Genomic DNA, 25,308 nt, shown 5'->3' on the forward strand with positions numbered 1-25,308 from the left:
CCATGACCATGCGCCTGGAACTCGTGCCCATCGCCGTGAGCGACGTCGACGCCGCCATCGCCTTCTACCGCGACGTGGTGGGCTTCACGCTCGACCACGACGTCTCACCCGGCAACGGGATGCGCGTCGTGCAGCTCACCCCGCCGGGCTCGGCCTGCTCGATCGCGTTCGGTGTCGGCATGGGCAGCGGCGGCCCCGTCTCGAACCTGCACCTCGTGGTCGACGACGTCTCGGCGGAGCGGGCCGCCCTCGTCGGCTGCGGCCTCTCCGTGAGCGAGGTGCAGGACATGGGCGGCGTGCTCTACGCCTTCTTCGCCGATCCCGACGGCAACACCTGGGCGCTGCAGGAGATCAGGGTGACGTCGCTGCCGCGCTGATCAGGCGTTCAGGTTCTCCCGCAGGGTGTCGCCCGCGTACTCGCTCTTGGACAACCCGCGCCGCTGCAGTTCCGGCACCACGAACTCCACGAACTCACGCATCTCGTCGGGGGCCGCGATGCAGCCTTCGAGGATGAACCCCCCGTTCTGCCCGGTCGCATCGTGCATTTCCTCGAGCTGGTCGACGATCTCGGCCGGGGTGCCCACCACGGTGGCCGCCTGATCGGTGAGGTAGACCCGGCCGAACTCCTCGACGGTCATGTCGGGACCGGAGGTCTCGACGGCGTCGAGGAAGAACCCGTAGTGCCCGCGCTGCTCGGCCACCTGCTCCAGCATGTCGCCCAGCTTCGTGGCACCGTCGACCTTCGAGAAGTCCACGCCCAGCAGGTTGGAGAGCTGGATCATCCCGGCCTGGGGCGGCAGCGACTCCACGAAGCGGCGATCGCGCTCGGCGACCTCCGCCCGGGTTCCGACGCGTGCGCGCACCGACCAGAGCACACCGCAGTCGCGGGGTGACCGTCCGTGCCGTACCAGCGCCTCGTCGAGGCCGCGGCGGTGCTCGGCCATGCTCTCCACCGTGCGATTGATGGCGAACTGCATCTCTGCGTGGCGCCCCGCGAGGTCGAGTCCTTCAGGGGACTGGCCGGCCTGGATGACGATCGGCTGACCCTGGGGCGAGGGCATCACCGGCAGCGGCCCGCGCACGTCGAAGTATTCGCCGTGGTGGTTCAGAAGGTGCACCTTGGACGGGTCGGCGAACTCTCCGCTCACCCGGTCGTAGATGATCGCGTCGGGTTCGACGCTCTGCCAGAGGCGCTTGACCACGTCCATGTGCTCGTGCGCCATGGCGTAACGGGTGCTCTTGGGAAGCAGCTCGTCGAAGCCCCAGTTCGCCGCCTCGTTCTTGTAGCCCGAGGTGACCGAGTTCCAGGCCATCCGCCCGCCCGTCACCCAGTCCATGCTGGCGAACAGTCGCGCGACATGGAAGGGGTTGTGGTATGTGGTCGACATGGTCATGCCGAAGCCGACACCCGGGGCAGCATCCGCCATCAGCGGGATCATCGGCGTCATGTCGTGCTTCGGCCAGCGCATCCCGAGCCGCACTGCGGCGTCGTGCGTGCCGCCGTAGTTCTCGGGCGTCTCGGCCGCCTCGCCGAAGAAGAGCATGTCGATGACGCCCTTGTTCGCCAGGCGCGCGATGTCCTTGTAGAACTCGGGCCCGTAGTAGCGGTGGCCCTGCCAGCCGCCTGGCTCCCGCCAGACGAAATCGGTGTGGTAGAACGACAGGTCTACGGCGAGGTGGATGCTGGTGGATTCGACCATGGCTAGCTCCGGATCGTGGATTGTGCATAATGTGCAATCCCCATCCTGACAAGCCGATCGCGCCTCGCGCGTGCTGGCGGCCGCTTGTTTACACGACGTTTACAGAGTCGCGCAGCTCGAGCCGATGCTGGATCGCTGCTCCGGTGTGCGCCTCGATCAGGATCACTGCCGCTTCCACGTCCCCGGATCGCGCGACCTCGATGAATCGGGCGTGGTCGCGTTCGCCCTGGGCGCGCCGACCCTCCCAGTCCTCAATGTCCTGGCGCAGCTGGATCGTCGAGACGTTCAGCAGCTCCCGCAGTGCGCGCTGGGTGCGCGTCCGTCCGCTCGGGGCGGCGAGGGTGAGGTGGAAGTCGCGGTTGAGCAGGGCCCACTCCGTGCCGTCGTCGGAATCGAGCATCCGCTGGTGCAGGAAAGCGGCCTGATTCAGCGCCGCCTCGGTCATCACCGGCACGGATGATCGCAACGACGCCGATTCGATCAGCACCTGGAGCTCCAGGACTTCGATCAACTCGTCGTCGCTCAGCTTGCGGATGACAGCACCGCGGTTGGTGTCGATCTCCAGCAGGCCTTCGGCGGTCAGGGACCTGAGTGCCTCGCGCACCGGGGTGGTCGAGACGCCGAGCTCCTGCGCGATGTCAGTCTGCCTCAGCCTGGCTCCGACCCCGAGCCGCCCGCTCAGGATGCGACGGCGCAGGATCTCCGCCACCGAGCCCTCCGCCGAGACCGCTCCGAGTGTTTCGGGGTTAAGAGGAGCGGTCGCCGACATCGTCATCGGAGCGTCTGTAAACACCATGTAAAAAGCCTGCCATCGATTAGGGCGATTGTCGTCTCGTCGGCAACAGTATTTCCGATAGTGCACAATGCACAACACACAATCGGAGTTCCATGAAGCTTCTCAGCACGAGCCCGGCGATCCGCCTCCGGCGCGTCGCGGTCGCGGTGGCGATCACGGTCGCCGTCCTCGCGGTCGTGATCGCCGCGATGGGCGTGAATCCCGCCGCCGCCGGCGCGGCCATCTGGCAGGGGGTCGTGGGAACGCCGTTCACGATCGGTCAGACGATCGGCATCGCCGCCGTGCTGGTGCTGATGGGCCTCGCGATGCTCATCCCATTCAGTGCCCGGTTGTTCAATGTCGGAGGCGAGGGTCAGCTCTTCATGGGGGCGATCGGAACGGTGTCGGTCGCTCTCGGGCTCGGTGACACCCCCGTCACCCTGCCGCTCTCCATCCTGGCCGGGGTGGTCGGAGGGACGGTCTGGGCGCTGATCCCCGGGCTCCTCCGGGCGTTCCTCGGGGCCAGCGAGATGATCGTCTCGCTGCTGCTCAACTTCGTCGCGGCGCTCGCCGCCGCCTACGTCATCGGCACGGTCTTCCCCGACGCGACGGGTCAGGCGACCCAGTCGGTGGCCCGCACCGTCCGGCTCCCGGTGCTCTGGGCGGCGGGCGGCGTGAACGCGGGCATCCTGATCGTGATCGTCGTCGCCGTCGCCGTCTGGGTGCTGATCACCCGCACCCGCACCGGCTTCGGAATCCGGGCGATCGGGCTCAACCCACAGGCCTCGATTCTCGCCGGCTTCTCGCCCCGGAGCGCCACGATCACGACGTTCGCGCTGGGCGGTGCGTGCGCCGGCCTGGCCGGCGCGCTGCTCGTGCTCGGCACATCGGGACAGCTCAACCAGGGCATCTCCTCGGGCTACGGCTTCCTCGGAGTGGTGGTGGCTCTCCTCGCCGGCGCGCGCGTCGCCTGGGTGCCCCTCGCGGCCGTGTTCATCGCCGCCCTCACCGTCGGCAGCAACCGGCTCCAGCTGGCGGTCGGTCTGCCCTTCTCGATGGGCATCGTCGTCGTCGGCGTGCTCGTGCTCACCCTGCTCGCCACCCGCGTCATCACGATCAGGAGGGGCTGACATGGAGATCGTCGCCACCGTGCTCATCATCGCCGTGCAGCTCATGGCGCCGCTCGCCTGGGCCGTCTACGGCGAGATCATCGCCGAGCGCAGCGGGGTGCTGAACGTCGGTCTGGAGGGAGCGGTCCTCCTCGGCGCCTGGGGCACCGCGGTGGGCTACACCCGTACGGGCGATCCCTGGATCGGCGTGCTGCTGGGGGTCGGGGTCGGCCTCGTCACCGGGGCCGTGCTCGCCTTCCTCTACGTCTGGCGGCGGGTCGACCAGATCGTGGGCGGCATCATCGTGATCCTGCTGGCCGGCGGCATCACCGTGACCTTCTGGGTGACCCTCCAGGGCGACGCCCCCACGACGAATCTCGAGCGGATGCTCGTTCCACTGCTCAGCGAGATCCCCGTGATCGGCCCCGCCCTGTTCGGCCAGAACGCACTCGTCCTCGGGGCCGTGATCGCCGGGCCCGTGCTCCTCCTCCTGCTCACCCGCACCCGGTGGGGCATCCGTCTCCGGGCCGCCGGAGAGGCGCCCGAGGCCCTCGACGCCTCGGGCATCTCCGTCCGGCGTGTGCGCACCGTCGGCATCGTCCTCGGCACCACCCTCGGAGCGGTCGGCGGCGCCACCCTCGTGCTGACCTCGTCGTCGGGTGCCTTCGTCGCCAACATGAGCGCCGGCATCGGGTTCATCGCCCTCGCCGTCGTGATCCTCGCCCGCTGGAACCCGCTCGTCGGCCTGGCGGCCGCCCTGGTCTTCGGCATCCTGCAGGCGCTGCAGTACCAGGCCCAGAGCCTGCCCTTCCTCGCCGGGGTGCCGACCCAGCTCATCCTGGCCCTGCCGTACATCGCCTCCATCGTCGTCGTCGCCTTCAACCGGGCGGCCCGGTATCCGGCCGCCACAGGCGTCGCCTGGGAACCACGGAGCTGAGCGCTCCCTCTCGAACCGCACCACCCGTCACCGATCCACCTCCGCACCATCACCTGCACCGCCCACACCTCAAGGAGCACCGACAGATGAGAAACCCCCGACCGCTCGCCCTGCGAGCCACCGCCGGACTGATCGCCCTGGCCACCGCTGCAACCCTCGCCGGGTGCTCGACCGAAGCGGAGGCCGGCAGCACCGCATCCGCCGGCGACCCCTTCAAGGCGCTCGTCATCACCAACGGACCCGAGAACGACAAGTCGTGGTCGAACTCGGTCTACGACGGTGTGATGGGCATCGACGACCCCGACATCGAGGTGAGCTTCATCGGCTCGCTCACCGAGACCGCCGACATCGTGCAGCAGGCCTCGGCCTATGCCGGGGAGGGATACGACATGATCGTCATCTCCAACGGCGCCCAGGCGGCCGCGGCCACGCAGCTCGCCGAGCAGTTCCCGGACACGACCGTCTGCCAGGGCCCCTGGTCGCCGACCGACGAGGAACTCGCCGCGATGCCCGACAACCAGTGCGTCTGGAACATCAAGCAGCAGGACGGGACCTTCCTGGCGGGAGTCGTCGCGGGCCTCGTGACCAAGACGAACAAGCTCGCCTCCGTCGCCGGAGGGGAGTTCCCCGCCGTCATCCGCCAGCCGGAGGGCTTCGTCCTGGGCGCGCGATGCGTCAATCCCGAGGCGACCATCGACATCCAGTACACCGGGAGCTTCGACGACGTCGCGGCAGCCCAGTCGGCAGCCACGACCCAGGTCGCCGATGGTGCCGACGTCATCCTCTCCGCCGTGGACGGCGCGGTCTCGGGACTCTACGGAGCTGCTCGCGACGCCGCATCCCCGACCTACGTGATCCCGTCGTACTACGACAGCTACGACTCGGCCTCCGACGTGGTGCTGACCAGCGTGCTCTACAACCTCGGTGGTGTGACCGCCGACATGATCGAGAAGGGCGCGGCCGGTGAGATCGGCGCCCACGCGTATCTGCCCTACAACTACGCGAACCTCGAGGTCGGCGAGCTGGCCGACTTCCACGGCAACCCGGCCATCACCCCCGAGATCCAGGCGACGCTCGAGGACGTGCAGGCGAAGCTCCGCGACGGCAGCATCGTCGTGCCCGACGAGGTGGGGGCGGATGCTCCGCTCTCCGTCGACGGCGCCGGCTCCACCATCGACCCCGCCTCGATCGGCTGCTGATCATGACGCAGTCGACCGACATCCAGGCGATCTGGCCCGAGGGCACGCCGAAACCTCTGATGCCATATTCTCCTGCCGTCCGAGCCGGGGACTGGTTGTTCGTGTCCGGTCATCTCGCGAGCGACTACGAGCACGGGCTCCCTCCCGAGATCACCGAGGGCAACCCGCGTCTCTCGAACAAGCTGGGGCAGGAATCGCACTACCTGCTGCGGAACATGGCGAGGACCGTCGAAGCGGCCGGTGGCGACATCGATCGCGACTCGATGCGCATCTTCCAGTGGTTCGTGGCACCGGAGCTCACGCTGGAGGCCTACGACGCGGGCCGCACCTGGCCGGGCATCCAGATCACGCCCTATCTGGAGGCGCGCAACGAGTACGTCACCGAGCCGCGGCCCGCGTCGACCGCCATGGCCATCGCCGGACTGCTCGTCGCCGACACCACCGTCGAGGTCGACATCATCTGCCGGCTGGACGACGCGGACAGTGTCGGCATCCCGGTCCCCGAGGGGCTCCCGGCGCCGCTCGGGGGGTACTCGCCCGCCATCGTGCGAGGGGACTACGTCTTCCTCTCGGGAGAGATCCCCACCGACTTCACCGGGGACTTCGGGCGGGCGGAGACCTACGGGCCGCCGTCGGCGCTCGCCGTCGAGACCCGGGTGAATCCCAACATCTGGTACGGCTCGGCGATCGAGAAGCAGACCGAGTACGTGATGTGGAAGCTGTCGAAGATCGCGGAGGCGGCCGGTTCGAGCCTGGAGCGCACCATCAAAGCCGACGTCTACCTCGCCCACCCGAGCGACTTCGAGGGCTTCGAGAAGGTCTGGAAGAAGTGGTTCCCCGAGAACCCGCCGGCCCGCTTCGTCGCTCCGTACATGGGCTACGGCGGGCGGGACAGCCGAGTGGAGATCGCGCTGCAACTGCTGACGAACGAGTCGTCGCTCACCATCGAGACGGTGCACACGCCGAACGCTCCGTCGCCCCTCGGGCACGAGCCGCAGGCGGTGAAGTGCGGCGACCTGCTGTACTTCAGCACGCAGATGGCGTTCGACGACTCGGGGCAGCTGGCAGCCGGGATGGCCCGGAATCCCGCGTTCCCGTACTACGGCTCCCCCGCGAAGGACCAGGTGCACTACATGATGACGAACGTCGCGGCCATCGCGGAAACGGCCGGAACCGATGTCGAGAACATCGTGCGCCGGCTCTGCTTCCACGACGACTTCGCCTACTTCCAGGAGGCGATCGACGAGTGGGCGGGGTGGTTCCCCGGCGTCAAGCCCGCCTCGAGCACCATCGGACTCGTCGACGGCGAGATGATCGTGCCCGGTGCGAAAGTCATCCTGGATCTGATCGCCTATGTCCCCGCGTCCTGAGGCCGGCGACGCACCCGCGCGCCGACTGTCGGCGCGGGGGCTGACGAAGCGATTCGGATCGTTCACCGCCAACGACGGTGTCGACCTCGAACTGGTGCCGGGTACCGTGCACGTGCTGCTCGGTGAGAACGGCGCCGGGAAGTCCACCTTCATGAACATGCTCTATGGGCATCTCGAACCCGACGAGGGCAGCATCGAGCTGGATGGGAAGGCCGTGCCGATCACCTCGCCGGGCGTCGCCCTGGAGCACGGGATCGGGATGGTGCACCAGCACTTCTCGTTGGTGCCGTCGTACTCCGTCGCGGCGAACGTGGTGCTCGGGGTCGAGCCGCAAAGCGTCGGGTACTCGCGGGCGAGGGTGTCGAAGGAGGTGCGGGCGACGGTCGACCGCCTCGGCTGGGACTTCGACGTCGATCGACGGGTTGAGGACCTGCCGGTCTCCGCCCAGCAGCGTGTCGAGATCCTGAAGCTCCTGCACCGCGGTGCGCGCATCCTGCTGCTGGACGAGCCCACGGCCCTGCTGACACCCACCGAGATCGAGTCGTTGCTGGAGACCATCGTGGCGCTCCGGGACTCCGGTGCGGCCATCCTCCTCGTGACGCACAAGCTCAAGGAGGTCGAGAGCGTCGCCGACAGCATCACCGTCATCCGGCACGGTGTCGTGACCGGTCACTTCTCGCGGGGCGAAGCCAGTCAGGTAGAGCTCGCGCGGGCGATGACGGGTCGCGCCTCCATCCCCGAGGTGCGCACGACGGGCCCGGCGCCGTCGGAAAGCGAGATCGTGCTCGAGGTCGACGGGCTCACAGTCGGCCGTGCCGGAGCTCCCGCTGTCGACGCGATCTCGTTCGCGGTGCGGAGCGGAGAGATTCTCGGGATCGCGGCGGTGGAGGGCAACGGCCAGCACGAACTGGTCGAAGCGATGTGCGGTCTGGCGAAGGTCGAGGCCGGGCGGGTGGTCGTCCGGGGCGCCGATGTCACCGGGGCGACTCCGCGGCAGGTGCGGGCGGCCGGGGTCGCCGTCATCCCCGCCGACCGGCGCGAACAGGGCGTGGTCGGTGACATGAGCCTCGCCGAGAACTTCTCGCTGAACGCCGTGGCCGCCGGTGGCCGCCGTCGCCGGGGTCTGCTCGACCGACGGCGCATGCGGCAGCTCGTGACCGAGGCGGTGGCCGCCTTCGACATCCGGCCCGGCCGGGTGGATGCCCGCGCCGGAAGCCTCTCGGGCGGCAACATGCAGAAGCTCGTGATCGCCCGGGAACTGTCGGCCGATCCGGCACTCGTGCTCGCCGTCAGCCCCACCTGGGGTCTGGACATCGGTGCGGTCGCCGATGTTCGGGAGCGGCTGGTCGGCCTGCGGTCGGCCGGGTGCGCGATCGTCCTCAGCTCGCCGGATCTGGACGAGGTGATCGACCTGTCCGACCGGATCATCGTGCTGTACCGCGGCGCAGTCGTGGCGCAGTTCGACCGCGAGACGCTCGACACCGATGCGCTCGCGGTCGCGCTGATGGGCGTCACCGCCGCATGAGCTCCATACCCTCCGTGGGCGCGCCGCCGGCCGGCATGCCCAAGGCCATCCGGGTGATGGCGGCGGCCGCCGGCGTCATCGGGGCGAACATCCACTACAGCCAGCCGTTACTGCCGGTGATCGCGGTCTCGCTCGCGGTCGAGCCGTCCCTGGCGGGCCTCCTCCCCGCCATCACCCAGCTCGGCTTCGCACTGAGCCTGCTCCTCCTCCTGCCGCTCGCCGATTCGATCGATCGTCGCCGGTTGATCCTCGCGACCGTCGGCGTCGCAGCGATCGCGCTGTTCGCCCAGTCGCTGGCGCCGACCCTGCCGCTCGTGCTCGTGGCCGCCTTCGTCGTGGGGGCGGCCAGCGTCGCCCCGCAGATCCTGTCGCCCTTCGCCGCGACGATCTCCCCGCCCGGGCGGGAGGGGCAGGGGTCGGGCATGGTTCTCTCCGGCATTCTGCTGGGAGTGCTCTTGTCGAAGGTGCTCGCCGGGGTCGTGGGCGGGGCGGTCGGTTGGCGCTGGCTCTACGGTGGGGCGGCCGTCGCCATGGTGGTGCTCGTCGTCGTGCTGTGGCGCACGCTCCCCGTGCTGCCCTCGGGGTTGCCGCAGCGGTTCCGCGAACTGCTCGCGTCTCCGGTCGTGCTGCTGCGCGCGCATCCGTCGCTGCGTCTGCACTCGGCGCTCGGAGCGCTGGTGTCGGCAGCCTTCATGCTGTTCTGGAGCAGCTACGCCCTGCAGCTGTTCGACGAGTTCGGATTCGGTCCCCTGGTGGCGGGCTTGTTCGGGATCGCCGGGATCGCCGGGAGCCTGCTCGCCCCGCTGGCCGGCCGGCTCGTCGACGAGGGGCGGGCCGTGCTGACGCTCTCCCTGGCCTCGGCGCTGATCGTGCTCGCCTTCGCCCTGATGTGGCTGGGGCAGAGCAGCGTGATCATGCTGATCGTCGCGATCCTGCTCCTGGATGCCGGGGTCGGCATCGCACACTCGTCGAACCAGGCGCGCATCTTCCGTGTCGACCCGTTGAAGCGCGGCCGTCTCAACAGTGTCTACATGTTCAGCTACTTCACCGGCGGCGCGGTGGGGTCGATCGCCGGCGTCGCGGCCTACGGCGCGGTCGGCTGGGTCGGGGTCTGCGTCGCCGGGCTCGTGGCGGGTTGTGCGATCGCTCTTCTCGTCACCCTGAACCGGGGCCGGATGCGCTTCTGAGCGCTCGGTCAGGCATCACTCGAGGGCTGAGGCGATGGCGGCGAGGAGCTGGGGTGTCGTCGGGACGCCGGCGGCGCGCATCCGCTCTTCGCCGTCGGGGCCCGCGATGATCACGGTGGGGGTGGCCAGGATGCCCGCCCGCTCGCTCTCGTCGGGGGCGGTCGCGACGTTGACCTCGTGCCAGGCGATGCGGTCGCCGAGGAGCGCCTCGACCTGCTCGAGGGACTGGCGCGTGCTCGCGCAGGCGCCGCAGAAGCTCGACGAGTAGAGCGTCAGGCTCAGTTCGGGCATGGTTCCTCCTTTCCTGCACAACGCTCGGTGGGGCTTCGTTCTTCCCCAGGCGGCCGCTCCATCCGGGCCGCGGGCGCGCCGACGATAGGATCGATTGTCAACTGGAGGGAATCCACATGCCAGCGATCGTCTTGATCGGCGCCCAGTGGGGCGACGAGGGCAAGGGCAAGGCCACCGACCTGCTCGGCAGCCGTGTCGACTACGTCGTGAAGTTCAACGGCGGCAACAACGCCGGCCACACCGTGGTCGTCGGCGACAAGAAGTACGCGCTGCACCTGCTGCCGTCGGGCATCCTGACGCCCGGGGTCACGCCGGTCATCTCGAACGGCGTCGTCGTCGACGTCGAGGTGCTCTTCCACGAGCTCGAGGCGCTGGGCTCGCGCGGCGTCGACGTGTCGAAGCTGCTCGTCAGCGCCAACGCCCACGTCATCACGCACTACCACCGCACCATCGACAAGGTCACCGAGCGCTTCCTCGGCAAGCGGCAGATCGGCACCACCGGCCGCGGCATCGGGCCGGCCTACGCCGACAAGATCAACCGCGTCGGCATCCGCGTGCAAGACCTCTTCGATGAGGGCATCCTGCGGCAGAAGGTCGAGGGGGCTCTCGACCTCAAGAACCACATCCTGGTGAAGGTCTACAACCGGCGTGCGATCGCGGCCGAGGAGGTCGTGGACGACCTGCTCTCCTACCGCGAGCGACTGCGGCCGATGGTGGCCGACACGGCCCTCGTGCTCGACCGCGCGCTCACCGCCGGCAAGACCGTGCTCTTCGAGGGTGGTCAGGCGACCATGCTCGACGTCGACCACGGCACCTACCCGTTCGTGACGTCGTCCAACGCCACCGCGGGCGGCGCCTCGACCGGCTCGGGCGTCGCCCCCAACCGCATCGACCGGGTGATCGCCGTGGTCAAGGCCTACACGACCCGCGTCGGCGCCGGTCCGTTCCCCACCGAGCTGCACGACGAGTCGGGCGAGTTCCTGCGCTCGCGCGGCTTCGAGTTCGGCACCACCACCGGTCGGCCCCGCCGCACCGGCTGGTACGACGCCCCGATCGCGCGCTACACCTCGCGCATCAACGGTGTCACCGACTTCGTGCTCACCAAGCTCGACGTGCTCACCGGCCTGTCGACCATCCCGGTCTGCGTTGCCTACGACGTCGACGGCGAGCGGGTCGACGAGGTGCCGGTGTCGCAGAGCGACTTCCACCACGCGAAGCCCATCTACGAGGAGTTCGAGGGCTGGTCGGAGGACATCACGGGTGCCCGCACCTTCGACGACCTTCCCGCCGCGGCGCAGCGCTACGTGCTGGCGCTGGAGGAGATGAGCGGCTCGCGCATCTCGGCCATCGGCGTCGGCCCCGACCGCGACGCGATCATCACGCGGCACGACCTGCTGAACTGAGGGCTGCGGGGCCAGCGTCGCCTCGCGCCTCGCGCCTCGCACCTCGGGCGGCGGGTAGCGAGAGTCGCCGGGTGATGGCGCGGGGCGTTACCGAGGTGGGCGCCACCGCAGCGGTATCCATCGAGTCGGTCAGTGACCTGGCGGGCGCTCGCGCGGAGGTGGCTAGCGCTGCGCGCGGGGGAGGCGGGCGGCGGCGAGGCTGATCGCGATGGCGACGGCGGCGCCCAGGAGGGTCTCGAGGGTGCGGTCGCGCAGCATGCCGAACTCGTCGACCGGATGCGCGAGCTGCGCCATGATCAGCGCCAGTGGTGTCACGAACACGACGGTGACCGCGTAGTTGCGCCCGATGAACAGCTCGGCGCCGACCTGCAGCAGCACCACCACGACCACGAGCGCCAGCGCCGACCCCGCGCCGAGCACGGCGGGCGAAGCGATCGCGAGCAGCCCGGCGGCGACACCGACTCCCACCAGAGTTCCGAGCACGCGCTGGCCGGCGCGCACGAGGTGCCCCGCCGTGTCCGCGGCGCCGAGCGCGGCGACCGCCGCCACCATCGCCCAGTACGGATGCCCGAGACCCGTCGCCGTCGGGATCGCCCCCGCGACCAGCACGGCGAGCCCGACCGAGGCGATCTTGCGGGCCTGGCCGGGCCTCGCGGCCACCGCCTTGAACGACACGGCCATCGTGGTGGCCGGGCGCATCCGGGCCGACGGGCGCACAGCGCCGACGGTCGAGACGAGCATCGCGAACAGCGCGCTCGCGGTGGCCAGCCCGAGCGCGACCAGCACCGTGCCGGGCTCGGCGGGCACGGAGGCGCAGGCCGCCAGCGCGAAGACGAAGAAGAGCGCGCCGGGCGGGTGCCAGTCGAGGGCGTCGGCCACGAAGGCGAGGCCGGCGGCGACGACGGCGACCACCGGCACCACGAGCCATTCGCGCCCGGGTGAGACGCCGATTGCGGTGCCGAGCACGACGACGCCGATCAGGGCGATCGCCGCGGCCGCCTGCATGCGCAGCCGGGTGAAGTGCGTGTGGCTGCGGCCGTAGAGCGCGGTGAAGGCGCCGAACACGGCGTAGAGCGAGAGGTCGATGCGACCCACGGCGTAGAGCGTGAGGAGCGGCACGGCCATCGCGATGCCCGCCCGGAGCGCGACGCGATGGGCGCCGGCGTGCGGGCCGAGCTCGACGAGGCGGCGGGGGTGGGGCAGCAGACCGGTGGAGATGGGGCGACCTTTCGATGACGGAGCGAGCAGCAGAGGCTGGTCTCCGTCGACCGAAAGTAATTCACTCGTGAACTATCTTAGACTGCCTTCATGGATGCTGCACCAGAGGCGGGCGCGCGCGACGTGGCGGGCGTGCGCGACGTGGTCGACGAGATCCGCGAGGGCTGGGCGGAGCTGCGGCCGGAGCTCGACACGAGCGCGGTCGACGTCGTCGGGCGGGTGCTGCGCGCAGCGGCCGTGATCACGCGCCGGGGCGACGAACTGCTGGCGGGGTCGGGGCTCGGGCGGGGCGAGTTCGACATCCTCGCGGCGCTGCGCCGGGCGGGGGAGCCGCGGTCGCCCGGGGCGCTGCGCACGGTCTCGCTCGCGACCGCTCCGGCCACCACGAAGCGCCTGCAGGCACTCGAGGCGCGGGGCCTCGTGGTGCGCACCCCGAACCCTCACGACGGCCGCGGCGCCCTGATCGCCCTCACCCCCGACGGCGAGCAGCTGATCGACGACGTCTTCCCGCAGCTGCTCGCCGTCGAGACGCAGCTCGTGGCGGGCATCCCGACGGCCCAGCTCGCCGACGTCGTCGCGGCTCTCCGCCTCACCGTCGAGAGCGTCGAGGCTGCCTGACGCCGCCGGCGGGGCCCGGGTCAGACGACGGTGTAGCCGGCCGGGAGGGTGCCGCGGCCGGTGAGGGCGAGCAGCAGCTGCTCCGCGTCGCCGCGGGTGGCCGCGACGCCGGCCGCGAGTGCGAGGGTAGCGGCGACGCAGGCCGCCGGCTGGCCGTGCGGGATGCCGGTCGCCCGCGTGATGTCGATCGAGTGCACGACCAGCTCGAAGACGCGGGTGCGCAGGTACTCGGGGAGGGCGATGCCGAGGCCGCCGATCGAGACGATGCGCTCGGCCGGCGCGGCGTCGACGAGGGCCATGGCGCGGCCGAGAGCATCCGCCACCGCCTGGGCCGGGTCGTCGCCCAGCCAGATGCCCGCCTCGACGCCCCGTGCCGCGACCGCCGCCGGGTCGGTGAGCTCGCGGTAGACGCGGGAGTAGTAGTGCTCGGCGTCGGGCACGTTCTCGAAGCCCGGGTCGTCGAGCCGCAGATAGCTCTCGACGGTCAGGATCGCGCGGGTCGTGTGCCCCACGAGCGACCGCAGTGACCACTCCCCGAGCGCGACGGTCTCCCACGCGTCGTCGGGGATGCGCGCGACGAGCGCGTGGAACGCGGTTGCGGAGTGGAGGAACGCGGCGGCACTGCCCATCTGCCCATCGTGGCACGCCTGCGGCCCCGCGCACGACGCGGGTGCCAGACTTGGGGCATGAGTGCGGTGCGACCCGATCCTGACGAGGCCCTCGAGGGGCGGTACGTGCGGCTGGAGGGGCTGACCCACGAGGTTCTGCCCGAGCTGTACGAGGCGATCGGGCATCCTGAGGTCTTCGCCGGAGGCTACGGCGGCGGCCCCCAGGGCTACCGCGACAGCGTCGAGGGCTTCGTCGAGTTCGCCGAGGGCTACTACCAGTGGGGTCGGGGCAACCCCTACGTGATCCGCCTGGTGGGCGGGCCCGACGCGGGACGGGTCGTGGGCACCACGACGCTCGGCGACTTCGAGCCGGCGTTCGAGGCGGCCCACATCGGCTGGACGGCGTACGACCCGCGGGTCTGGGGCACGGTCGTGAATCCTGAGGCGAAGCTCCTCCTTCTGGGTGCGGCGTTCGAGCACGGGTTCGGGCGGGTCAAGATCCAGGCGGATGTTCTGAACAGCCGCTCGCGGGCGGCCATCGCGAAGCTCGGTGCCACCTTCGAGGGCATCGTGCGGCGCGACCGGCTGCGGGCCGACGGGTCGTGGCGCGACTCCGCCGTGTTCTCCGTCATCGTGGACGACTGGCCCGCCGTTCAGGCCGGTCTGCGCGAACGTGTGGAGAACCAGGGCGGCGGCCGGGCTGTGCAGCTGTAGTCCTCCTGTGCACCTGTAGGACAGTGGGCGAACGGTTCCTGGGAAACGGCGAGCCGTGACCGGGCGCCTCCGAGAAGTGGTGAACTAGAGCCATGGAAGCTATCTACACTGCAATCGCCCACGCCTCCGGTGGCGGCCGCGACGGCCACGTCCGCAGCGAGGACGACCGTCTCGACTTCGACACCCGCCCGCCCAAGGAGATGGGTGGCTCGGGTGAGGGCACCAACCCCGAGCAGCTCTTCGCCGCCGGCTACTCCGCCTGTTTCCTCGGCGCCGTGCACGCCGCCGGCCGCGAGCTGAAGCTCGACACGAAGGACGCGGCGGTCTCCTCCAGCGTCGCGATCGGCTCCAACGGCGAGGGCGGCTTCGGCCTCGCCGTCGAGCTCGACGTGTACGTGCCGAACGTGTCGCCCGAGGAGGCCCGCCAGGTCGCCGACAAGGCCCACACCATCTGCCCTTACTCCAACGCGACCCGCGGCAACATCGAGGTCACGGTCAACGTCGTCGAGTAGTCGATGACGGATGCCCGGGCCGACGCCCGGGCGACGCCTCACCGAGGCGATCCTGCCTAAGACGGGGTGCACGACTGCCAAAGCGTGCACCCCGTCGCCGTACCCGGCACCGATGTCGGAGCCGCGCGCTACTGTCGCAGTGTGAGCTCGAACCGTCTGTCCACCGCCCTGCAGTTCTCGGCGCTCGGGCTGCTCTGGGGCGCGAGCTTCCTGTTCATGAAGGTCGCACTCGGCGGCGTCTCGTTCGGCCAGGTCGCCTGGACGCGACTGGTGCTCGGCGCCCTCACGCTCGGTCTCGTCATGCTGGTGCTGCGCACAAAGCTGCCCCGGGAGCCGATCGTCTACCTGCACTTCGTGGTCATCGGCGCGTTCGGCTGCGCCATCCCGTACCTGCTCTTCGCCTGGGCAGAGCAGTACGTCACGTCCGGCCTCGCGAGCATCTACAACGCGGTCACGCCCATCACCACGGCGTTGATGGTGACGCTGGTGTTCCGGGTCGAGAAGCTCGACCGCTCGCGGGTGCTCGGGGTGGTGGCGGGCATCCTGGGCGTCATCGTCATCATCGGGCCGTGGAGTTTCGTCGCGAGCGAGGCGGCGCACGGCGATCTGCTGCTCGAGCTCGCGGGGCAGCTCGCGTGCATCGGTTCGGCGATCTGCTACGGGTTCACGTTCGGGTACATCCGCCGGTTCATCAGCAACCGGCACCCGGTCTCGGGGCTGACGGCGGCGTTCCTGCAGGTGGGGATGGGAGCCGCCATCCTGCTGGTGCTGACGCCGTTCGTGGCGCTGGGGCCGATCTCGCTCGACCTGCCGATCGTGCTGAGCCTCGTGCTGCTGGGGGTGCTCGGCACCGGGCTCGCCTACTACTGGTACATGAACATCCTGAACGCCTGGGGGCCGACGGCGACGTCGACCGTCACCTACCTGACGCCGGTGGTGGGGGTCGCGCTCGGCATCCTGCTGCTCGGCGAGACGCTCAGCTGGAACGCGCCGGTCGGGGCGGTGATCGTGTTCGCGGGCATCCTGCTGGCGCAGGGGCGGCTTCGGCTGCCGCACCCGCGTGGGGCCGGGCGCGGGCGTGTCGCCCGCGATGCCGAGAAGGCGGCCGCCGAAGCTGGCTAGAGTCGTTGTCATGGTGAACGAGCACGACGACAGCGGAGCGGATGTCTACGGGCAGCTGGAGGGCATCCGCCAGTCGATCGACAACATCGACGCGGCCCTCATCCACATGCTCGCCGAGCGGTTCAAGTTCACGCAGACGGTGGGGCGGCTGAAGGCCGACCACGGGCTGCCGCCGGCCGACCTCGAGCGGGAGCAGCGGCAGATCACGCGGCTGCGCGGGCTCGCCGAGGAGTCGCACCTCGACCCGGCGTTCGCCGAGAAGTTCCTCAACTTCATTGTCGCCGAGGTCATCCACCACCACGAGCGCATCGCGGCCAAGGACTCCTAGGCGCGCTCTCCTCCTGGCGACTCGCCAGGAGGAAGGCGGGGCGCTAGCCGCCGACGACCGGGCCGAAGTGCTGCGGCAGCGTCGAGCGGTGCGCGCCCGAGAGCTCATCGAGCGGCACGGTGAACAGGCCCTGCACCTCGAGCGAGCCGGACAGCGCATCCGTCACCCCGATGCGGAGCGCGGGGATGCCCCGCCCGTCGCAGAGGCCGCGGAACTTCACGTCGTCCTCCCGCGGCACCGACACGAGCACGCGACCGGTCGACTCGCTGAACAGCGCGTCGGACTCCGAGACGCCGTCGCGCGACACGATCTCGTCGAGCCAGATGCGGGCGCCGATGCCGAAGCGCAGGACCGACTCCGCGACGGTCTGCGCGAGCCCGCCGTCGGAGAGGTCGTGCGCCGCGTCGATCAGGCCCTCGAGGGCGCCGGCGCGCAGCAGCTCGGCCAGGGCGACCTCGCCGGGCAGCGACACCTGGGGCGGCAGGCCGCCGAGGTGGTCGTGGATGACGCCGGCCCAGGCCGAGCCGTCGAGCTCTGAGCGGGTGGTGCCGAGGAGGTAGAGGTTCGAGCCCTCGTCCTGCCAGCCCGAGGGGATGCGCCGGGCGACGTCGTCGATCACGCCGAGCACGGCGACGACCGGGGTCGGGTGGATCGGCTGCGAGCCCGTCTGGTTGTAGAACGAGACGTTGCCGCCGGTGACGGGGATCTCGAGCTCGAGGCAGCCGTCGGCCAGACCCTCGACGGCCTGCGAGAACTGCCACATGACCTCGGGGTTCTCGGGGGAGCCGAAGTTCAGGCAGTCCGAGACGGCGACCGGGGTCGCGCCGGTGACGGCGACGTTGCGGAAGGCCTCGGCCAGGGCGAGCTGCGCCCCGCGGTAGGGGTCGAGCTGGCAGTAGCGGCCGTTGGCGTCGGAGGCCAGCGCGAAGCCGAGCCCCGACTCCTCGTCGACGCGGATCATGCCGCCGTCGTCGGGGAAGGACAGCGCGGTGTTGCCGAGCACGTAGCGGTCGTACTGGTTGGTGATCCACTCCTTCGACGCCATGTTCGGCGAGGAGACCACGCGGAGGAACTCGGTGCGGAGCTCGTCGCCGGTGGTGGCGCGGGGCAGGCGCGAGGCCGAGTCGGCCTGCAGCGCATCCTGCCAGGAGGGGTAGGCGACGGGGCGCTCGTAGACCGGGCCGTCGACCGCGACGGTGCGCGGCTCGACGTTGACGATCTCTTCGCCGTGCCAGTTGATGACGAGCCGCCCGGTGTCGGTGACCTCGCCGAGCACGCTGGTCTCGACGTCCCACTTCGCCGTGACGGCGAGGAAGCCCTCGAGCTTCGAGGGCTGCACGACCGCCATCATGCGCTCCTGGCTCTCGCTCATCAGGATCTCTTCCGCGGTGAGCGACGGGTCGCGCAGCAGCACTTTCTCGAGCTCGATGAACATGCCGCCGTCGCCGTTGGAGGCGAGCTCCGAGGTGGCGCACGAGATGCCGGCCGCCCCGAGGTCCTGGATGCCCTCGACGAGGTCGCCCGCGAAGAGCTCGAGGCAGCACTCGATCAGCACCTTCTCGGCGAACGGGTCGCCGACCTGCACCGCGGGGCGCTTGGTCGGGCCGCCGGCGGAGAAGGTGTCGGACGCGAGGATGGACGCCCCGCCGATGCCGTCGCCGCCGGTGCGGGCGCCGAAGAGCACGACCTTGTTGCCCACGCCGCGGGCGTTGGCGAGGTGCAGGTCCTCGTGCCGCAGCACGCCCACCGAGAGCGCGTTGACGAGCGGGTTGCCCTGGTACACCGGGTCGAAGTAGGTCTCGCCGCCGATGTTCGGCAGGCCCAGGCAGTTGCCGTAGAACGATATGCCGCTGGTGACGCCGTGCACGACGCGGGCGGTGTCGGGGTCGTCGATCTTGCCGAAGCGCAACTGGTCCATCACCGCGACCGGGCGGGCACCCATCGAGATGATGTCGCGCACGATGCCGCCGACGCCGGTGGCCGCACCCTGGAAGGGCTCGATGTAGGAGGGGTGGTTGTGGCTCTCGACCTTGAAGGTCACGGCCCAGCCCTCGCCCACGTCGACCACGCCGGCGTTCTCGCCCATGCCGACCATGAGGTTCTTCTTCATCGCCGGCGAGACCTTCTGGCCGAACTGGCGGAGGTAGATCTTCGACGACTTGTACGAGCAGTGCTCGCTCCACATCACCGAGTACATCGCCAGCTCGCCCGAGGTGGGGCGGCGGCCCAGGATCTCGCGGATCTTCGCGTACTCGTCGGCCTTCAGGCCGAGAGCCTCGTAGGGCTGCTCCCGCTCCGGGGTCGCGATGGCGTTCTCGACGGTATCGGCATTGCTCACGCGGCCAGGACTCCTTGAGTTGCAGGGGTGGGATGCGCGTCGATTCTACCGGGGCGAGTACCCCGTGCTGTCGGCGCCTCCGCCGGTGCCCGCGCCGGCCCCCTCGAGCGACCCTGTGGTCTTGCCCGCCGGGTCGGTGATGATGCATGTGATCAGGCGGTCGTCGGACTCGCTCCAGGAGTCGGCGGTGGGCACGAGGTAGCTGTAGTCGTAGACGGTGTCGGCGTAGCTGGCACCGAGGAAGGTCTCGAAGGCGGTGAGGCAGCCGTCGTCGGCGGCCGCGTCGACCTTGTCCTCGCCGGGGAAGGCGCCGTCGGCGGTGTCGGGCACCTCGAAGTCGGAGTAGACCTCCCAGTCGTGCGGGGTGGCGCAGTCGACGACCGGCACCTCGTAGACGGTGTCGCCCGACCACTCGTCGAAGCAGTCGCCGACGACGAGGTCGAAGACGTCGGTGCCGGTGCCGTCGCCCGGCTCGCCCGACTCGCTCGGCGTGGGCTCGGGGCTCGCGAACGGCTCCGAGGTGGAGAGAGGCTCGTCGAAGGGGTCGTCGGATGCTCCGCCGCCCGCTCCCGCCGCGACACCCAGCACGGCCAGGCTCGTGGTGACGCTGATGATGATCGAGACCACGACGAAGATCAGCACGAGACCCGAGAGCACCGAGCCGATGATCACGCCGGCCAGCGCCGGACCGTTCTTGTAGCCGGCCTTCTTCGACTGGCTGAGCGCGATGGCCGAGATGATCAGGCCGACCAGGGTGGTGAAGAAGGAGAGGATGAGGCCGACGATGCCGAGCGTGCGACCTGGGAAGTCGCCGTTCTGCGGCGGGCCGTAGGGCGGCTGGCCCTGCGGCTGGCCGTACGGCGGCTGACCGCCGTACGGGGGCTGCGGGGGCTGACCACCGTAGGGCGGCTGCGGCGGCGCGGGCGGCGGCGTGCCGTACCCACCGGTCGGGGGCACCGGGGGTGGGGTGCTGCCGTTGTCGCTCATGGTCCTCCTCGAGTGGCCGTCGTCTGACGCTACCGCTGGCCTCCGACGCTGCGGCCGTGCTCCGACGCTACCGCGCCGCGGGCTCCCACCCCAGTGCCGGCCCCAGCCGTTCCGCCAGGTCGGTGAGGATCTGCGCGTAGTCCTCGGGCTCGAACGAGAACGGCAGCGCGAACGCGACCTCGTCGACCAGCTGGAAGGCCGGGTCGGCGTGCAGGGCGTCGGCGAGCTCGGCGGAGGTGCCGACCAGATCGGCGGCGAAGAGCATCCGCTTCGGACCCATCGGCACGCCCACCCGCCCCGCCCGGCTCTCGGCGTAGGCCTCGTAGCGCGCCCGCTGCGAGGCGCTCGCCGAGTCGGTGGGGATGACGACGAGCCCCTGCGAGACCCGCGCGGCCTCGGCGAGCGGATGCGCGGCCCGGTACGCGAGGATCTGCGCACGCTGGTTCGTGGCGAAGTCGTCGCCCTCCTCGCCCTGCACCACGCTCGAGGTGAGGAAGTGGAACCCGTTCGAGCCCGCCCAGGACGCCGAGCGGCTGCTGCCCCCGCCGTACCAGAGCCGGTCGACGAGCCCCGCGGCGTGCGGCTGCACGGTGTCGGCGAACTCCTCGATGCCCTGCCGCCCCGAGAAGTCGCTGACGACGTCACCCCGCACGAAGTCGCGGAAGCGCAGCAGGCGCTCGTAGCCGAAGTCCTCCTGCTCGCTCGTGTGCGGGTAGATCGCGTCGCGATAGTGGTCGAGGTTCATCGGCACGCCCGCCGAGAATCCGGGGTTCAGCCGGCCTCGGGTGAGCACATCGACCGTGGCCAGGTCTTCGGCCAGCCGGAACGGGTTCTCGGCGCCGATCGGGATGACCGCCGTGCCGAGCTCGATGCGGCTGGTGCGCTGCGAGGCGGCCGCCAGCACCGCGGTGGGGGAGGAGATGCCGTGCTGCAGGTGCCGCTGCCGCAGCCACGCGCTGTCGAAGCCGAGCTCCTCGCCGCGCTCGAGGATCTGCAGCGTGGTCTCGTGCCCGCCCGCCGGGTCGGCGGGGTCGAACAGTCCGATGGTGAGGAAGCCGAGACGCTTCAGCGGGGTTCCGGATGCGGGCATGCGTCGAGGCTACGCGGGCGGGCCGCGTCAGGTCGAACCGCGCACCACCAGCTCGGTGCGCAGCGTCATGTGCGCCGGAGGCTCCCCGTTGATCTGCTGCAGCAGGAGCCGGGTCATCTCGTTGGTGATGCGGGCGAACGGCTGCCGCATCGTGGTGACGGCCGGCTCGACCGAGAGCGCGGCGGCGCTGTCGTCGAAGCCGCCGATCGAGATGTCGTCGGGCACGACGCGGCCGAGGGAGTGGGCGGCCTCGATCGCGCCGGCGGCCATCAGGTCGTTGGCCGCGAAGACGCCGTCGATCTCCGGATGCGCAGCCAGCAGTTCGAGCATCGCGACCCTCCCGCTCTCGCGGGAGTAGTCCCCGTGCACGACCAGCGATTCGTCGGCGCCCTCGCCGAGTGCCTGAAGGTAGCCCTGCAGTCGGAGGTTGCCGCCGACGGCGTCCCGGGGCGGAGCGATCATGGCGATGCGGGTGCGACCCCGGGACAGCAGGTGCTTCACCATCTGCACCGAACCGTCGAGGTCGTCGGCGGTGACGTAGCCCGTGACCGAGGTGCCGGCATCCGGCGTGCCGCAGAAGATGGTGGGCACTCCCGCCCGGTTGAGGTCGGCGAGCACCGAGAGGTCGTGATGCCACGACACGAACATCACTCCGTCGATCTGACCGGTGCCGATGAACTCGAGTGCTCGCGCCTGCTCCTCGGCCGAGCCGGCCAGCAGGAGCACCATCGACATGCCGCTCGCCGCGAGGCTCTCGGAGGCGCCGCGCATGAGGGTGGCGAAGTTGGGGTCGGCGAACATCTGGTCCAGGTCCTCGCCGAGGAGGAACGCGACCGAACCGGCCCGGCGGCGACGAAGGCCCCGGGCATAGGCGTTCACCCGGTATCCGGTCTTCTTCACCGCGGCCTCGACGGCGCGCTGGGCATCCGGACTCACCCAGTGGTTGCCGTTGAGGGCCCGCGAGACCGTGCCGCGCGAGACCCCGGCCTCGGCGGCGACGTCGTCGATGGTCGGGCGGCGGCCGGGCGTGGGCGGCGAGGGGGTCATGGTGTGCATCAGTCTAGGGACAGCGCTCGCCGTGCCGACCGGAGTGGCGGCACGGCGAGCACGTGGTCGATCCCGCTACTTCGCGCCGTCGACGAACGCGGTGTCCATGTTCTTCAGGACGTCGTCGACGCTCTGCTGCCCGGTGAAGAGCGCCTGGACCCCGTCGAAGAGAGCCGGCTGCACGGTCGTGGACGGCCAGAGCTGATCGGGCCAGGTCGAGATCATGTTCGTGCTGACGAACTCTCCGACGACGCCGGCGACAGGGCCCTCCTGGGTCTCGTCACCGGGGAGCGCCGCCGTGTCGCCGTAGGCGGTGGCGTACGCGACCTGCGTCGACGGCTCGGCGAGGTACGCGATGAACTTCTTGGCGAGCTCCTGGTCCGACGCCTTGGCGTTCACCGCGAACGAGGGTCCGACGGTGGCGGAGAGGTAGGTCTGGGAGGCGTCGTCGGTGGCGGGGAAGGCCTCGAAGGCGAGGTTCAGGTCGGTTCCCGAGACGGTCTCGATGCCCTGGGTCTCCGCGGCGACGCTCACGGTGCCGAGGGTGGTGCCGGCGGCGATCGCCTCCTGCACCTGGGCGTAGGCCGTGCCGTTCGGCGAGGGGTTGAAGCAGCCCGCGGTCTCCATCTCCTGATACTTCTGCAGGGCGAGCTTCCAGTCGGAGTCGGAGAAGGTCGCCGACCCGTCCACCTGCTGCTGCACGAAATCAGGGTCGTCGGCGTAGACGAGCGTGGCGGTCAGCGCGTAGGGGATGAGCTGGGTCGTCCAGGTGTCCGACAGCCCAAGGCCGTACGCCACCTTGCCGGCTTCGGCCGCGTCGCCGCAGAACGCGAGCACCTCGCTCCACGTCGTGGGCGCGGTCAGGCCGACCTCGGCGAGCGCATCGGTGTTGTAGATCGCGCCGATGGAGGAGAACGTCATCGGCACGGCGACCACGTCGCCGTCGGGGGCCGACAGCAGGTCGACGGAGGCCTCGGGCAGCTCCTCGACCCAGCTCTGGTCGCTGAGATCGGAGAAGAAGCCCTTCTCACCGGCGATCTTGACGCTGACGTTGTTGCCGGTGCCCGGGAACACCTGGACGACGTCGGGCGCGGTGCCTCCGGTGAGCTGCGTGGCGGTGACCTGCTGGTAGCTCTCGGGGGAGTCCTGCAGCTTCACGGTCACCCCCGGGTTGTCGGCCTCGAACTGGGCGATGACGGCCTTCATGCCGGTGCCGCCGTTCGTTCCGACGGTGAGCGTGTTCGCGTCGTCGCCCCCTCCCGGGGACGTCGAGCAGCCGGTGAGGGCGACGCCCACGGCGCCGACCGTGACGAGGGCTGCGAGGGCCCGGGTGTGCTGTGTCTTCAGTGACATCGGTGTTCCTTTCGTGTGGTGCAGTGGGGTGGGGTCGAAGGGTGCAGTGGGGTGGAGGGGTCAGCCCTTGAGTCCCGAGGCGAAGCCCCGGATGATGAAGCGCTGCATCAGGAAGTAGGCGACGAGGATCGGGATCACCGAGATGATCAGGGCGGCGAAGACCAGCGGCCAGTTCGCCCCGTAGAGGCTGACGAAGCTGTAGACCGACAGGGGGGCCGTCGAGGAGTTGCTGCCCGAGAGGTAGAGCAGCGGGGTGAAGAAGTCGTTCCAGATCGACAGGCCGGCGAGGATGACGATCGTCCCGGTGATCGGGCGCAGCAGCGGGAAGACGATCGAGACGAAGGTGCGACTCGGCCGCGCGCCGTCGATCGTCGCCGCCTCCTCGTAGTCGCGAGGCAGGTCGCGCAGGAAGGTGGCGTAGAGGAAGATCGCGAAAGGGAGGAAGCCGCCGACGTTGATGATGATGACCGAGATCGGATTTCCCACCAGACCGAGGTTCGCGAACCAGAGGTAGAGGGGGAGCATGGCCAGCTGGCCGGGGAAGAGGAAGCCGGCGAGGAACAGGTAGAAGACGCCCCGCGACCAGCGCTGCGTCTTGCGCGCCAGCGTGTACGCCGCGGTCGAGGCCAGCAGCACGATCAGGGCCACCGATACGACTGTGATGAGCGCACTGTTGATCAGGCTCGCTCCCATCGCCGATTCGTTCCAGGCCGTCGCGAAGTTGCCGAAGTTCAGCGGCCAGGTGAAGCCGAGGAGGCCGACGTCTCCGTTCCCGTCTCGGAGGGCCACCGAGACGAGCACCACGAGGGGGGAGATGAACACGATCGCGGCGAGGATCAGGACGGCCTCGAGGATCGCCGTGCGGTAGGTGTAGCGGTTCACGAGAGCTCTCCTCGGCGCTGGGTCAGGCGGAACTGCCCGAAGGCGATGACGCCCACGATGATGGTCAGGACCACGCCCTGGGCCAGTGCCGTGGGGTACTGCAGGTAGGTGAAGGCGGTCTTGTAGACGATGGTCGCCATGGTCTCCGAGGCACCGGACGGCCCGCCCTTGGTCATCGCGAAGACCGTGTCGAACTGCTTCAGGGTGGAGATCAGGGTGAGGAGGACGTTGATCACGATCGCCCCGTTGATGAGCGGCAGCACGATGCTGACGGTGCGCCGGAACGGCCCCGCCCCGTCGATCGCCGCGGCCTCGAGCACGTCCTCGGGCACGCCCTGCAGCCCGGCCAGGAAGATGACCATCGAGTACCCCGCGCCCTGCCAGACGATGGCGACGCAGATGGAGTAGACCACGAGATCGGGGTTGCCGAGCCAGTCCTGCTGGGCCCAGCCGAGCCCGACCGAGCCGAGGAACTCGTTCACCGTGCCGGTGGGGCTGAGGAGGTACTTCCAGAGGAAGCCGGCGACGATCGGAGTGAGGACGACGGGAAGGAAGAAGACCAGCCGCAGCACGTAGCGCGACTTCACCCCGGTGTTCAGCCCGAGCGCGAGCAGCAGCCCGATCAGGTTCTGGAAGACCGTGACCACGATCGTGATGAGGAAGGTGTTCCCGATGGCCCGCAGGGTGTTCGGGTCTCCGAGCACGTCGAAGAAGTTGTCGATCCCGACGAACGACCACGAGCTGCCGAGACCGTCCCAGTCGGTGAACGAGTAGAAGAGACCCTGGATGTTCGGCCAGAGCACGATCAGGGCGTAGACGATGACCGCCGGCACCAGGAACCAGGTCGGGGTGCGGGGCCCGCGCGACGGGCCGGGTGCGGTCGGCCGCCGCCGCTGCGGGCGGCGCTCGGCGGCTTCGGCAGTGGCCGGATTGTTCAGGACCTCGGTCATGGCTCCATCTCCGTTGAAGGCTGTGATCGATCTCAGTGTGGCACA

25 protein-coding genes are annotated in these 25,308 nt (G+C 70.0%); 13 read left to right on the plus strand and 12 right to left on the minus strand.

Annotation, left to right across the window (positions count from 1 at the left end; all coding sequences use genetic code 11):
• Positions 1-2: 2 nt before the first annotated feature.
• The gene (locus tag HQQ85_RS09905) at positions 3-377 is read left to right on the plus strand and encodes a VOC family protein (RefSeq protein WP_173182330.1); all 375 of its coding nucleotides are present in this window, start codon (positions 3-5) and stop codon (positions 375-377) included.
• Here the strand turns inward: HQQ85_RS09905 and HQQ85_RS09910 are convergent, their stop codons facing one another.
• Positions 378-1,700, minus strand: coding sequence for an NtaA/DmoA family FMN-dependent monooxygenase (locus tag HQQ85_RS09910; protein WP_173182331.1), 1,323 nt, complete (start codon positions 1,698-1,700; stop codon positions 378-380).
• A gap of 88 nt (positions 1,701-1,788) precedes the next feature.
• Positions 1,789-2,475: a GntR family transcriptional regulator gene (locus HQQ85_RS09915; protein ID WP_173182332.1), complete on the minus strand. Its 687-nt coding sequence runs from the start codon at positions 2,473-2,475 to the stop codon at positions 1,789-1,791.
• A gap of 113 nt (positions 2,476-2,588) precedes the next feature.
• On the opposite strand from HQQ85_RS09915, the gene HQQ85_RS09920 reads away from it, so the two are divergent.
• The 6 genes from HQQ85_RS09920 to HQQ85_RS09945 all read left to right on the plus strand — a co-directional run bounded on the left by HQQ85_RS09920 (position 2,589) and on the right by HQQ85_RS09945 (position 9,802).
• The gene (locus HQQ85_RS09920) at positions 2,589-3,605 is read left to right on the plus strand and encodes an ABC transporter permease (protein ID WP_173182333.1); all 1,017 of its coding nucleotides are present in this window, start codon (positions 2,589-2,591) and stop codon (positions 3,603-3,605) included.
• Between the two features lies 1 nt (position 3,606).
• Positions 3,607-4,521 (plus strand): ABC transporter permease, encoded by a 915-nt coding sequence (locus tag HQQ85_RS09925; protein ID WP_173182334.1) that lies wholly within the window; start codon positions 3,607-3,609, stop codon positions 4,519-4,521.
• 86 nt (positions 4,522-4,607) lie between these two features.
• Entirely contained in the window at positions 4,608-5,720 is a 1,113-nt protein-coding gene (locus HQQ85_RS09930; RefSeq protein ID WP_173182335.1) for a BMP family protein, read from the plus strand.
• Between the two features lie 2 nt (positions 5,721-5,722).
• A complete protein-coding gene (locus HQQ85_RS09935; RefSeq protein ID WP_173182336.1) occupies positions 5,723-7,090 on the plus strand; it encodes a RidA family protein in 1,368 nt (455 codons plus the stop codon).
• On the plus strand, positions 7,074-8,615 hold the full coding sequence (locus HQQ85_RS09940) for an ABC transporter ATP-binding protein (protein WP_173182337.1): 1,542 nt from the start codon (positions 7,074-7,076) through the stop codon (positions 8,613-8,615). Before HQQ85_RS09935 ends, HQQ85_RS09940 begins: the two co-directional genes overlap by 17 nt.
• Positions 8,612-9,802 carry an MFS transporter gene (locus HQQ85_RS09945; protein ID WP_173182338.1) on the plus strand — a complete coding sequence of 397 codons (1,191 nt, stop codon included), beginning with the start codon at positions 8,612-8,614 and terminating at the stop codon, positions 9,800-9,802. Before HQQ85_RS09940 ends, HQQ85_RS09945 begins: the two co-directional genes overlap by 4 nt.
• Before the next feature lie 15 nt (positions 9,803-9,817).
• Here the strand turns inward: HQQ85_RS09945 and HQQ85_RS09950 are convergent, their stop codons facing one another.
• Positions 9,818-10,093, minus strand: coding sequence for a co-chaperone YbbN (locus HQQ85_RS09950; protein WP_254069308.1), 276 nt, complete (start codon positions 10,091-10,093; stop codon positions 9,818-9,820).
• A 116-nt stretch (positions 10,094-10,209) separates the two neighbouring features.
• Here HQQ85_RS09950 and HQQ85_RS09955 point away from each other — a divergent pair, with 116 nt between their 5' ends.
• On the plus strand, positions 10,210-11,496 hold the full coding sequence (locus HQQ85_RS09955) for an adenylosuccinate synthase (RefSeq protein ID WP_173182339.1): 1,287 nt from the start codon (positions 10,210-10,212) through the stop codon (positions 11,494-11,496).
• Between the two features lie 162 nt (positions 11,497-11,658).
• Here the strand turns inward: HQQ85_RS09955 and HQQ85_RS09960 are convergent, their stop codons facing one another.
• A complete protein-coding gene (locus HQQ85_RS09960; protein WP_173182340.1) occupies positions 11,659-12,621 on the minus strand; it encodes an FUSC family protein in 963 nt (320 codons plus the stop codon).
• A gap of 183 nt (positions 12,622-12,804) precedes the next feature.
• Between HQQ85_RS09960 and HQQ85_RS09965 the strand changes: the two genes are divergently transcribed.
• Positions 12,805-13,332, plus strand: coding sequence for a MarR family winged helix-turn-helix transcriptional regulator (locus HQQ85_RS09965; RefSeq protein ID WP_173182341.1), 528 nt, complete (start codon positions 12,805-12,807; stop codon positions 13,330-13,332).
• A 20-nt stretch (positions 13,333-13,352) separates the two neighbouring features.
• Here HQQ85_RS09965 and HQQ85_RS09970 read toward each other — a convergent pair whose 3' ends face one another.
• On the minus strand, positions 13,353-13,961 hold the full coding sequence (locus HQQ85_RS09970; RefSeq protein WP_173182342.1) for a maleylpyruvate isomerase N-terminal domain-containing protein: 609 nt from the start codon (positions 13,959-13,961) through the stop codon (positions 13,353-13,355).
• 57 nt (positions 13,962-14,018) lie between these two features.
• Here HQQ85_RS09970 and HQQ85_RS09975 point away from each other — a divergent pair, with 57 nt between their 5' ends.
• The 4 genes from HQQ85_RS09975 (at position 14,019) to HQQ85_RS09990 (ending at position 16,616) form a co-directional block, all read left to right on the plus strand.
• Positions 14,019-14,654: a GNAT family N-acetyltransferase gene (locus HQQ85_RS09975; RefSeq protein WP_173182343.1), complete on the plus strand. Its 636-nt coding sequence runs from the start codon at positions 14,019-14,021 to the stop codon at positions 14,652-14,654.
• A gap of 92 nt (positions 14,655-14,746) precedes the next feature.
• Positions 14,747-15,166 (plus strand): organic hydroperoxide resistance protein, encoded by a 420-nt coding sequence (locus HQQ85_RS09980; protein ID WP_173182344.1) that lies wholly within the window; start codon positions 14,747-14,749, stop codon positions 15,164-15,166.
• Positions 15,167-15,307: 141 nt separating this feature from the next.
• Positions 15,308-16,288: a DMT family transporter gene (locus HQQ85_RS09985; RefSeq protein WP_371741838.1), complete on the plus strand. Its 981-nt coding sequence runs from the start codon at positions 15,308-15,310 to the stop codon at positions 16,286-16,288.
• A gap of 10 nt (positions 16,289-16,298) precedes the next feature.
• On the plus strand, positions 16,299-16,616 hold the full coding sequence (locus HQQ85_RS09990; RefSeq protein ID WP_173182345.1) for a chorismate mutase: 318 nt from the start codon (positions 16,299-16,301) through the stop codon (positions 16,614-16,616).
• Positions 16,617-16,659: 43 nt separating this feature from the next.
• Here HQQ85_RS09990 and purL read toward each other — a convergent pair whose 3' ends face one another.
• From purL to HQQ85_RS10025, 7 genes are all read right to left on the minus strand, one after another.
• Positions 16,660-18,954, minus strand: coding sequence for a phosphoribosylformylglycinamidine synthase subunit PurL (purL, locus tag HQQ85_RS09995; RefSeq protein ID WP_173182346.1), 2,295 nt, complete (start codon positions 18,952-18,954; stop codon positions 16,660-16,662).
• A gap of 45 nt (positions 18,955-18,999) precedes the next feature.
• Positions 19,000-19,941 (minus strand): DUF4190 domain-containing protein, encoded by a 942-nt coding sequence (locus tag HQQ85_RS10000; RefSeq protein ID WP_173182347.1) that lies wholly within the window; start codon positions 19,939-19,941, stop codon positions 19,000-19,002.
• A gap of 67 nt (positions 19,942-20,008) precedes the next feature.
• Entirely contained in the window at positions 20,009-21,031 is a 1,023-nt protein-coding gene (locus HQQ85_RS10005; protein ID WP_173182348.1) for an LLM class flavin-dependent oxidoreductase, read from the minus strand.
• 27 nt (positions 21,032-21,058) lie between these two features.
• The gene (locus HQQ85_RS10010) at positions 21,059-22,078 is read right to left on the minus strand and encodes a LacI family DNA-binding transcriptional regulator (RefSeq protein WP_173182349.1); all 1,020 of its coding nucleotides are present in this window, start codon (positions 22,076-22,078) and stop codon (positions 21,059-21,061) included.
• A gap of 75 nt (positions 22,079-22,153) precedes the next feature.
• Positions 22,154-23,431 carry an ABC transporter substrate-binding protein gene (locus HQQ85_RS10015; protein WP_173182350.1) on the minus strand — a complete coding sequence of 426 codons (1,278 nt, stop codon included), beginning with the start codon at positions 23,429-23,431 and terminating at the stop codon, positions 22,154-22,156.
• A 60-nt stretch (positions 23,432-23,491) separates the two neighbouring features.
• Positions 23,492-24,313, minus strand: coding sequence for a carbohydrate ABC transporter permease (locus HQQ85_RS10020; RefSeq protein ID WP_173182351.1), 822 nt, complete (start codon positions 24,311-24,313; stop codon positions 23,492-23,494).
• Positions 24,310-25,263 carry a carbohydrate ABC transporter permease gene (locus HQQ85_RS10025; RefSeq protein ID WP_173182352.1) on the minus strand — a complete coding sequence of 318 codons (954 nt, stop codon included), beginning with the start codon at positions 25,261-25,263 and terminating at the stop codon, positions 24,310-24,312. The genes HQQ85_RS10020 and HQQ85_RS10025 overlap by 4 nt, the downstream gene beginning before the upstream one ends.
• Positions 25,264-25,308: the final 45 nt, after the last annotated feature.

Source organism: Herbiconiux sp. VKM Ac-2851, assembly GCF_013205105.1.
In the GTDB taxonomy this organism is placed as follows: domain Bacteria; phylum Actinomycetota; class Actinomycetes; order Actinomycetales; family Microbacteriaceae; genus Herbiconiux; species Herbiconiux flava.